General features: G+C 68.3%; 12 protein-coding genes. 5 read left to right on the top strand and 7 right to left on the bottom strand.

Going from position 1 to position 9,435, the window contains the following annotated elements; translation table 11 throughout:
* Positions 1–259: 259 nt before the first annotated feature.
* On the top strand, positions 260–574 hold the full coding sequence (locus IBX53_RS12475) for a hypothetical protein (protein ID WP_110070128.1): 315 nt from the start codon (positions 260–262) through the stop codon (positions 572–574).
* A 98-nt stretch (positions 575–672) separates the two neighbouring features.
* On the opposite strand, the gene IBX53_RS12480 is transcribed toward IBX53_RS12475, so the two are convergent.
* From IBX53_RS12480 to IBX53_RS12490, 3 genes are all read right to left on the bottom strand, one after another.
* Positions 673–921, bottom strand: coding sequence for a YfhL family 4Fe-4S dicluster ferredoxin (locus IBX53_RS12480; protein WP_290909703.1), 249 nt, complete (start codon positions 919–921; stop codon positions 673–675).
* Between the two features lie 88 nt (positions 922–1,009).
* The gene (gene coaD, locus IBX53_RS12485) at positions 1,010–1,489 is read right to left on the bottom strand and encodes a pantetheine-phosphate adenylyltransferase (RefSeq protein ID WP_290909705.1); all 480 of its coding nucleotides are present in this window, start codon (positions 1,487–1,489) and stop codon (positions 1,010–1,012) included.
* Complete coding sequence (locus IBX53_RS12490) at positions 1,486–3,375, bottom strand: beta-ketoacyl synthase (RefSeq protein ID WP_290909724.1); 1,890 nt, start codon at positions 3,373–3,375, stop codon at positions 1,486–1,488. Before IBX53_RS12490 ends, coaD begins: the two co-directional genes overlap by 4 nt.
* Before the next feature lie 403 nt (positions 3,376–3,778).
* Between IBX53_RS12490 and IBX53_RS12495 the strand changes: the two genes are divergently transcribed.
* On the top strand, positions 3,779–3,973 hold the full coding sequence (locus IBX53_RS12495; protein WP_290909707.1) for a hypothetical protein: 195 nt from the start codon (positions 3,779–3,781) through the stop codon (positions 3,971–3,973).
* Between the two features lie 88 nt (positions 3,974–4,061).
* Here the strand turns inward: IBX53_RS12495 and IBX53_RS12500 are convergent, their stop codons facing one another.
* Entirely contained in the window at positions 4,062–4,880 is an 819-nt protein-coding gene (locus tag IBX53_RS12500; protein ID WP_290909709.1) for a Tim44 domain-containing protein, read from the bottom strand.
* A gap of 117 nt (positions 4,881–4,997) precedes the next feature.
* Here IBX53_RS12500 and IBX53_RS12505 point away from each other — a divergent pair, with 117 nt between their 5' ends.
* Positions 4,998–5,573, top strand: coding sequence for an isochorismatase family protein (locus IBX53_RS12505; RefSeq protein WP_290909711.1), 576 nt, complete (start codon positions 4,998–5,000; stop codon positions 5,571–5,573).
* Between the two features lie 6 nt (positions 5,574–5,579).
* Here IBX53_RS12505 and yaaA read toward each other — a convergent pair whose 3' ends face one another.
* Both yaaA and IBX53_RS12515 read right to left on the bottom strand, forming a co-directional pair.
* Positions 5,580–6,359, bottom strand: coding sequence for a peroxide stress protein YaaA (yaaA, locus tag IBX53_RS12510; protein WP_290909713.1), 780 nt, complete (start codon positions 6,357–6,359; stop codon positions 5,580–5,582).
* A gap of 122 nt (positions 6,360–6,481) precedes the next feature.
* Complete coding sequence (locus IBX53_RS12515; protein WP_290909715.1) at positions 6,482–7,513, bottom strand: NADP(H)-dependent aldo-keto reductase; 1,032 nt, start codon at positions 7,511–7,513, stop codon at positions 6,482–6,484.
* Positions 7,514–7,738: 225 nt separating this feature from the next.
* Between IBX53_RS12515 and IBX53_RS12520 the strand changes: the two genes are divergently transcribed.
* Both IBX53_RS12520 and IBX53_RS12525 read left to right on the top strand, forming a co-directional pair.
* A complete protein-coding gene (locus IBX53_RS12520) occupies positions 7,739–8,254 on the top strand; it encodes a tetratricopeptide repeat protein (protein ID WP_290909717.1) in 516 nt (171 codons plus the stop codon).
* A 71-nt stretch (positions 8,255–8,325) separates the two neighbouring features.
* Positions 8,326–8,826 carry a hypothetical protein gene (locus IBX53_RS12525; protein ID WP_290909719.1) on the top strand — a complete coding sequence of 167 codons (501 nt, stop codon included), beginning with the start codon at positions 8,326–8,328 and terminating at the stop codon, positions 8,824–8,826.
* 17 nt (positions 8,827–8,843) lie between these two features.
* On the opposite strand, the gene IBX53_RS12530 is transcribed toward IBX53_RS12525, so the two are convergent.
* Positions 8,844–9,398 (bottom strand): TIGR00730 family Rossman fold protein, encoded by a 555-nt coding sequence (locus tag IBX53_RS12530; RefSeq protein WP_290909722.1) that lies wholly within the window; start codon positions 9,396–9,398, stop codon positions 8,844–8,846.
* Positions 9,399–9,435: the final 37 nt, after the last annotated feature.

The following is a 9,435-nucleotide window of genomic DNA, read 5'->3' on the forward strand; positions in this document are numbered from 1 at the left end:
GGCGACCAGGGTGGTCAGGGCGGCGGTGGCGATCAGACGCTTCATCATGCTCTCCATTGCATGCTGTGGCAGGCGGGGCCTGCGGGGTTGGGCAAGCGGGCAAAGCCGTCTACCCTGATGTAAGATCCTGTGAAAGGATGTAACCTCGAGCATTCTAGAAGCTAATGATGATGAACGCCATGCTCGGCATGATGGAAAACTGGTGCCGGCAAGCATGACAGACGCCGCCGAGACGGCAGGGAGCAGGGGAGTGACACTGATGGGCAAGCGGACCGTTTTCTTCTTCGTACTGGCGCTGGTGGCGATGCTGGGAAGCTCGCCGGCGGTGGCCCAGCAGCAGCGCATGGAGGCCCGCCCCAGCGGCGGCGCTATGGTGGCCGATGCACTGATCGCCCGGCCGCTGCTGGCGGTGGCCACCGTGGCCGGCACCGCGGTGTTTCTGGTCTCGCTGCCCTTCACCGCCCTGGGCGGCGGGGTGGACACCGCGGCTGAGACGCTGATCAAGACCCCTGCCGAGGCGACCTTCCGCCGCTGCCTGGGATGCACGGTGAGCCGCCGCGCCGACGAGATGTAGGGCTCAGCAGCCCTTCGTGGCAGGCGTCATACGCAGAACGCCCCGCTGGCCAGCGGGGCGTTCTGCGTTTCAGCTGGGGCGTGGCGGAGGTCCGGGTCTCAGGCCGCGGTGATGATGTGATACTTCGCCATCAGTTCGTCGCGGCTCTCCTCGCGCTCCGGGTCCAGCGGGATGCAGTCCACCGGGCAGACCTGCTGGCACTGAGGCTCGTCATAGTGGCCGACGCACTCGGTGCAGAGGTTGGGGTCGATGACGTAGATCTCCTCTCCCGGCGAGATGGCGCCGTTGGGGCATTCGGGCTCGCAGACGTCGCAGTTGATGCACTCGTCGGTGATCATCAGGGCCATGGGGTACCTCACGGAAGTCTCTGGCCGGTGCCATGGGTGTGCCCCGGCAGGGTGCTGTCTCGGCGCGGGTCAAGCCCTACCGTTCTAGTCAGGTATTGTAATGGCTCTTCAGCGCTGCGGCGACCCTGGGATGCACGTGCTGCGACACATCGCCGCCCAGCTTGGCGATCTCGCGGATCAGGGTGGAGGAGATGTAGGAGTTCTCCACCGCTGGGGTCAGGAAGACGGTCTCGAGCTCCGGCATCTGGGCGCGGTTCATGTTGGCCAGCTGCAACTCGTACTCGAAGTCCGAGACCGCCCGCAGGCCGCGCAGCAGGATCCGCGCCTGCTGCTGCTGCATGAACTCGGTCATCAGCCCCGAGAAGCCCACCACCTCGACATTGTCCAGGCCGGCGATCACCTCGCGGGCCAGAGCGATCCGCGAATCGATGTCGAAGGCAGGCCCTTTGCCGGGGCTCGAGGCGATGGCGACCACTACCTTGTCGAAGAGCCGCGCGGCGCGTTCGATCAGGTCGAAGTGGCCGTTGGTGATGGGGTCGAAGGTACCGGGATAGACGGCAATGTTCATCGGTCAGCGTCCGGGAGTCGTCCGTAGGGGTTGTCCACCGCCAGGGAAACGGGTCGCGCATAGCCGGGGATCCGCAGCTGCTTGTCGCTCATGGTGAGCTCGGGGCCTTCCAGCACCCCTACGCCGAAGCGGTAGCTGGCGGTGAAATGCCCCAGGTCGGCGCGGCGGCGATAGTCGGCGGCGGCCTCGCGGGTGGCCTCGCGGCGATCCTGCCAGGCGGCCACAGCGGTCTCGCCGTGACGCGCGGTCAGCAGGCGCTCGGTAACCGCCGGCGAGAGCACCACGCCGGTGGCGTTGTTGCCGCCGAAGCCCTTGGCGTTGATAAAGGCGGCGTCCGCCGAGAACGGCACGGCCTCACGGGAGAGGCGCAGGCGCTCGGCGTGCACGTCGTCTGCCACGGCGTCGAGGTTGGCGATGCCGGGCAGCAGGCCGTGGGCGAAGCTGCCCAGGGCGCTGGCGAGCTGGTCGCCGGCGGAGCTGCCCTGGGAGTGGCCCACGTAGGCCTTGACCGCCACCACCGGCCAGTCATGGATGCCGTAGGCCCGGGCTACCGTGTCGAAGACATGGGATTCCGTCACCCGGTTCTTGGGGGTGCTGGTGCCGTGGGCGTGGAGGAAGGTGCGCTGGCGCAGCGCCTCCTCGCCGAGGATCTCGCGCACCAGGGAGGCCGCCTTGCCCAGGGTGATGTAGTTGCCGATGCCCGGGGCGGAGATGGAGCGCTTCCAGCCGTCGGCGTTGACGAAGACGCCGGGCACGCTGCCGAGGATCTCGGCGCCCACTTCCATGGCCAGGCTGTCGTCCATCAGCATCACGAACTGGCTGGACTCGGCGATGGTGAAGCCGCAGTTGCGGGCGAAGGGGCGGCAGGCGCGCTGGTAGTCGGCATCGGTAAGCAGGCTGAGGGCGTCCAGGGCCTTGAGGCTGTCGTCATCGGCCAGGGCGCCCATGGCGCGGAAGCCCTCGATGATCTCCGGCGTGACCGGGGCGTCGGCGGTGCCCACCATCACCACCCGGCGGCGGCCGGCCTGGATGTCGTCCACGCCCAGGCGCAGGTTGTAGAGGAAGCTGGCGCAGGCGCCCAGTGCCGCGCCGGTGCCGCCCACGCTGCCGAGTACATAGGCGTTGAGGAAGTCGGCGGGCATCTGGCCATAGCCCAGCGGCATCTGCTTGGAGGTGGCGCGGTTGCCGGAGACGAAGCTCTTGAGCAGGCCGCCCCAGCCCTCGTCATCGAGCTGGCCGATGGAGTTGCCGGCATAGACAGCGACCGCGTCGGGGTCGAGCCGGTCGCGCAGGCTGTCCCAGGCGAGGCCGCTGTCGCCCAGGCAGTCGCTGGCGGCGAAGATCGCCATGGAGAGCCCCCGCGGGTGGTGCACGCTGTGATATAGCTTGCTGGGCTCGAAGCCGCTGGGCAGCTGGCCGGCGGTACGCACCTGGGCCTGGCGAGTCTCGGGCAGCATGACATCCATGCTGCCGGCGGGCACCGTGACTTCCCGAGTGTGGCGGTCGAGCTCGCGCACCTGCCAGGCGGGTGGCAGATCCTCCGGCAGCTGTCGGCGTCGGATGCGAAAGGTCAGAGGGGCATCCAGCTCGAGGCTGGCCCGGCGATTGGCGGGCAGGCCCGCCTCGTTGAAGCGGGGGTCCTCGATGCGGCGGATCAGGGTGTGGTCGAGCACCTGCTGGCGGGTCTGGGCGACGATCTCGGCGGCCTCAAGGGGCCGGCCGTCGGCGTCCCGCCAGCTACCCGTTTCATCGGCGCTGGCCAGGCGCATCATGGCCGCCAGGCCCAGCAGGGTGCTGGCCTGGTCGTCGTCGGGCAGGGCGTCGAGCACGGTGCGCCGGAACGCCTGGTGGCCCGAGGTTCTGCCGGCGGGGTTCACGCCGCCCATGCCGACGATCACCGGTAAATGTGGCAAGCCGGGTTCCTCGTTGTGCTGTTGATGTCTACGAGTCGTTACAGGTATCAGGTCACGGATCATAGCACCCGCTCAGTGGCGGCGTCATGGGGCCGCCGCGGGCAAACGCCGACGCCAAGATGAAACGGTTGTTTGAATTCGGCGGGGTGGCATGCCAGGATAAGGCGGCTGTCTGAGTCATGCGACGGGTCATGGGCGTAACTCCGCTGGTACGCTCAGTTTTTCGCATCGCTTCCGGCCTGTTGCCATCGGTTACCTGGCGTTGCATCACGTAGTGGTGGCGGTGGCACGAGTTGGCTAGGGTAAATTGGTGGTCACCCTGGAGGCCGCTTTTCGGGACGATTTTTTCAGGAAACGACTCAGGAGGAGGCACCCCATGACACACGAGATGCTCAGGAAACTTGGTCTGGCGCTGCTGGTCGGCATGCTGGCGGTGGGTCTGGTGGGCTGCCAGGACGAGCCCGGTCCCGCCGAGGAGGCCGGTCAGGAGATCGATGAGGCCATGGATGACGCCGGCGAGAGCATCGAGGAGATGGGCGAGTCCATCCAGGATGCCGCCGAAGGCAACTGATGGCTGGCGGAGTCATGACGCAGAAAGGCCGGGCAATCTTGCCCGGCCTTTCTGCGTTCTGGGAGAGCGTACGGTGCTTGAGCAGGGCTCAGCCGTTCTGCTCGATACCCTGCACGTACCAGGGGGCGCCGTCGCGCAGGTCGCGCACCAGATGCCAGGTCTCGTTGAACTCGCTGTGCTCGCCGTTCTCGTCGAGGATGCCGTGGAAGACCACGCTGGCCTCGGCCTGCTGGCCGACCTCCTCGACCATGCCCAGTTCGGCGAACAGGCGCACCACCTCGGTGCGGTTATTCGCCGGGTGCTTGTCACGCTCGGCGCGCAGCGTGTTGTAGAGCCCCGGGGTCACGTACTCCTGGATACTGGAGAAGTCGTTGTTGTCCCAGGCGCGCTGCAGGGTCATGAAGTGCTCCTTGGCGCCGCCCAGGAAGCGTTCGCGGTCGAACCACTCCGGTTCGCTGGCGAAGGTGGCGCTGCCAGCCAGCGGAGCGCTGGCCTGGAAGGCCTGGGGCTGGGCCGCCTGGGGCTGTGCGGGACCCTCGCGCTCGGCGGCGCCGGCCAGGGCCGGGCGGCGGCGGGCGAAGAGACGGAACAGCAGGAAGGCGATACCCGCCATCACCAGGATGTCCGTCAGGCGCAGCTCGTCGAAGGCGCCGCCGAAGAACAGCGCGGCGAGCAGGCCGCCGGCGAGCAGGCCGCCCATCATCCCGGGCATGCGCGAGCCGGCCGCGGCACCCTGTTGGCCCTGGCGGGCGGGGGCGGCCTGGTTGGGCGCGGCGGCGGGGCGATCCGCCGAGCGGGAGAAGTTGCCGACGTTGCCGCCGCCGCCAAGACGGCGGGCTTCGGCGGAGTCCAGGGCCGGGCCGAGGGTAAGGAGCCCGACGACCAGCATGACAAGCAGGTGTCGCATCAGGGGGTGCCTCCGATATTGGTCTGGGTAGGGGGTGGGAAGGTCGAGTCGGGTCATTCTACCGGCTATGCTGGGGGGCACCATAAAAACCGATAATACGCACAAGGAGACCACGCCATGCGTCTGATACGAGAGGAGAGCCTGCTGTTGATCGTCGACCTGCAGGCGGGATTGCTGCCGCTGATCGAGCACGGCGACCAGGCGGTCACCGAGGCGGCCTGGCTGGGTGGCCTGGCCGAGTCCATCGAGGTGCCTGTCTGGCTCACCGAGCAGTATCCCGAGGGGCTCGGCGGCAGCGAGCCGCGGCTGCTGGAGGCGCTGCCGGGTCATCGCCTGTGGCAGAAGCTGACCTTCGACGCCTGCGGCAATCCGGAATTCTTGGCGGCGCTGGCCGAAAGCGGCAAGCGCCAGGTGGTGCTGTGCGGCACCGAGGCGCATATCTGCGTGATGCAGACGGGCCTGGGCCTGCTGGCGGCGGGCTACGAGGTCTACTGGCTGACGGAGGCCTGCGCCAGCCGCCGAGCCGCCGAGGCGCGCCTGGCCCGGGAGCGCATGATGCAGGCCGGGGCGGTGCCGGTCAGCGCCGACATGGCGGCCTACGAGTGGCTGCACCGCTGCGACGAAGAGCGTTTCAAGCAGGCCCATCGCCGCTTCCTCAAGGGACGCTCCTCGCGGCCGCTGGTGTTCGCCTAGGGGGCGTCAGGCGGCGCCTTCCGGGCGGGTGAAGACCAGGGTGTCGCCCTCGCTCATGGCCGGGTTGTAAGCGTAGCCGGCCAGGTCGAAGTCCTTGAGGCGCTCCGGGTCGTCCAGCCGCTCGCGGATCATCCAGGCGGCCATCAGGCCGCGGGCCTTCTTGGCGTAGAAGCTGATGATCTTGAGCTTGCCGTTCTTCTCGTCCTTGAACACCGGGGTGATCACCCGCGCCTGAAGGCGCTTCGCATCGATCGCCTTGAAGTACTCGTTGGAGGCGAGGTTGACCAGCACCGGGCGGCCGCTTTGTGCCACCGCGCGGTCGAGTTCGTCGGTAAGGGTGCCCTTCCAGAAGGCGTAGAGGTCGCGGCCGGTCGGGTTCGCCAGCTTGGTCCCCATCTCCAGGCGGTAGGGCTGGATCAGGTCCAGCGGGCGCAGCAGGCCGTAGAGCCCGGAGAGGATGCGCAGGTGCTCCTGGGCGAAGGCGTTGTCGTCGTCATTGAAGGTGTCCGCCTCGAGGCCCGCATAGACGTCGCCCTGGAAGGCCTGGGCGGCGGGCTTGGCGTTCTCTGAGCTGAAGGGGGTGTGCCACTCGGTGAAGCGCGCGGCGTTGAGGGCGGCCAGCTTGTCGCTGATGCCCATCAGCTCGGAGAGCCCCTGGGGGGAGAGGTCGCGCAGGATTCCGATCAGCTCGCGGCTGCGATCGAGGAAGTCCGGCTGGGTGTGCATGGCAGTGGTGGCCGGGGTCTCGAAGTCCAGCGTCTTGGCGGGCGAGATCACGCTCAGCATGGGGGCGCTCCTGATGCTGTGGAAGTGGCCCGAGTATACCAAGGGCGCCGCCGCCGAGGGGCTATCGTGGCGATAGCCCGGCGGGGCGCCTGGCGGGGTCGCGCCCGAGCCGTGGAGGCGAGTCAGGGGGCCGGATTGGGCTGGCGCTGGTGCACCGCCTCGATGGCCTCGAGCACGTCCTGGTCGAGCTTGAGGAACTCGCTCTGAAGGTTGCTCTCGAGCTGCTCCATGCTGGTGGCGCCGATGATGTTGCTGGTCAGGAAGGGGCGCGAATTGACGAAGGCCAGCGCCATCCGGGCCGGGTCCAGGCCGGCATCGCGGGCGATCTTCACGTACTCGGCGGCGGCGGCCTCGGCCTGGGGATTGGTGTAGCGCTGGAAGCGCTCGAACAGGGTCAGCCGCGCCCCCTCGGGTCGGGCGCCCTCCAGGTACTTGCCGGAGAGCACCCCGAAGGCCAGCGGCGAGTAGGCCAGCAGGCCCACCCGCTCGCGGTGGGCGATCTCGGCCAGGCCCACCTCGAAGCTGCGGTTGAGCAGGTTGTAGGGGTTCTGCACCGAGGCGACCCGCGGCAGGCCCAGTGTCTCGGTCAACTGCAGGGCGCGCATCACGCCCCAGGGGGTGTCGTTGGAGAGCCCGATGGCGCGCACCTTGCCGGCATCCACCAGCTCCTTGAGGGCGGTGAGGGTCTCCTCCAGCGGGGTGGTCTCCTCCTCGTCGTCGTGCTGGTAGCCCAGCCTGCCGAAGAAGTTGGTCTTCCGGTCCGGCCAGTGCAGCTGATAGAGGTCGACATAATCGGTCTGCAGGCGGGCCAGGCTCTCGTCGATGGCCTGGTGCAGCTGCTCGCGGGTCAGCCGCGGGCCGCCGCGAATGTGATCGAGGCCCGGGCCGGTGGCCTTGGTGGCGATGATCACGTCGTCGCGGCTGCCGCGCTGCTTCAGCCAGCTGCCGATGTAGCGTTCGGTGCGGCCCTGGGTCTCTGCCTTCGGCGGCACCGGGTACATCTCGGCGGTGTCGATGAAGTTGATGCCGAAGGCCACGGCGCGGTCGAGCTGCTCATGGGCCTCGGCCTCGCTGTTCTGCTCACCGAAGGTCATGGTGCCCAGGCACAGGCGGCTGACCTCGATGCCGGTGGTGCCCAGCGGTCGCGTCTGCATTCTCTTCTCCCTTGCCGAATTTGCGGGTGTGCAACTCGGGATGGTAGCGGCAGCCCGGCAAGGGCGGCAAATGGCCAGGGTTGAGTCCCGGGCGGGCCGGGCGTATGCTGGCCGCCTTTTCTGCCCTCCGGAGCCAGGGGGTGTTCAGGTTTATGCACAGAGCAGACGCCGCGCATAGGATGGTGCGGGTGTCCTTACTTGCGTTACAGGACCCGGTTACTGGCCATGATACAGGCATCATCACTGATCACCCGGCTCGAATACCGCCTGGCGGAGCAGCTGTTCCATACTCGCTGGCTCCCCCGCTCGCCGCGTACCCAGCGGCTGACCATGCACCTCTACCAGCGCTGCGCCGATGCTGGGCATCCGGCGGCGCTCTCTGTCTATGGCCATATGCTCTTCCATCGCGGGTTGACACCTCAGGACAAGGCGCGCGGTGCCCGCTATGTGATGGAGGCGGCCAAGGCCGGCGACATTCGGGCCCAGTACCAGGCCGCCCAGATCTACGAGCACGGCTGCGTCCTCTATCCGCGCCGCGACGACCGCGCCGTGACCTGGTACGCCCGCGCGGGTGAGGATGGCCACCCCCTGGCCGCGGCCCGCCTGGCTCGCGCCTACCGCGAGGGGCAACTGGGCCTGCCGGTGGATGGCGAGCGTGCCAGCCACTGGCAGCAGTTGGCCGACCAGGCCATGGACCTGGGTGACGCGCTGGACAGCGGCGAAGCCGAGACGCGACACTAGGCCGACGCCGGGCGTTCTGCCGCCCGGGCCTTCTCCCTTCCCAAGCTTCGGCCTCGAGGATCCGTGCTCCCGTGACGCTACCGACACTGCTCGATATCGAGGCGTCCGGGTTCGGGCGTGGCAGCTACCCCATCGAGGTCGGCCTGGCCCGTCCCGATGGCAGCAGCTGTGCCTTCCTGATTCTCCCCCTGCCGGAGTGGACCCACTGGGATCCCAAGGCGGAGCTCCTGCACGGTATCAGCCGCGCGCGGCTGCATCGCGAGGGGCATCCGGTGCGCCAGGTGGCGCGCTGGCTCAACGACGAACTCGGCGAGCTCGGCATCGCCTACAGCGACAGCTGGGGCTACGACAATACCTGGCTGTCGCTGCTCTTCCACCACGCCGGCATGTTGCCGGCCTTCCGCCTGGAGGCGTTGCGCAAGCTGCTCAGCGAGGGGCAGCTGGCTCTCTGGCATGCCACCCGCGAGGCGCTGGTGGCCGAGATGGGGATTTGCCGGCATCGTGCCAGCGAGGACGCCCGCCTGCTGCAGCTCACCTACCAGCGCACCCGCGAGTTGGCCGGCGACGCCTGACGCTCGTATCCGCGACGTCAGGCCGGCTCGGCAAGCCGTGTCTCCAGGATATCCAGCAGCTCGCCCGGCTCGGCAGCGTCGAACAGCTCGGCCCGGGTGCGGGCGTTGAGGAAGCCGTGTTCCACGGTGCTGTCGAGGAAGGCCAGCAGGGGAGTGTAGAAGCCGGCGCTGTCGAGCACGCCGATGGGCTTGTCATGGAGTCCCAGGTAGTGCCAGGTCCAGGCCTCGAAGAACTCCTCCAGGGTGCCGATGCCGCCGGGCAGCACGATGAAGGCATCGGCGTGTGCGGCCATGCTGGCCTTGCGTTCATGCATGTTGCGCACCCGGATCAGCTCGGTGAGGCCGCGGTGGGCCTGCTCGCGCTCTACCAGATGGTCCGGCATCACGCCGACGACCTCGCCGCCCTCGGCCAGGGCAGCATCCGCCAGGGCGCCCATCAGGCCGATGCGGGCGCCGCCGTAGACCAGGCTATGGCCGCGTCGTGCCAGTTCACGGCCCAGCTCGCGGGCGGTCTCGAGAAACTGGGGGTCGTGGCCATCCCGTGACCCCAGATAGACGCAGAATCTTGGCATGCTCTTCTCCTTGGCAGAGGCGCTTTCGCCTCCTGGT

Source organism: Halomonas sp. (assembly GCF_014859505.1).
Taxonomy (GTDB): Bacteria; Pseudomonadota; Gammaproteobacteria; order Pseudomonadales; family Halomonadaceae; genus Halomonas.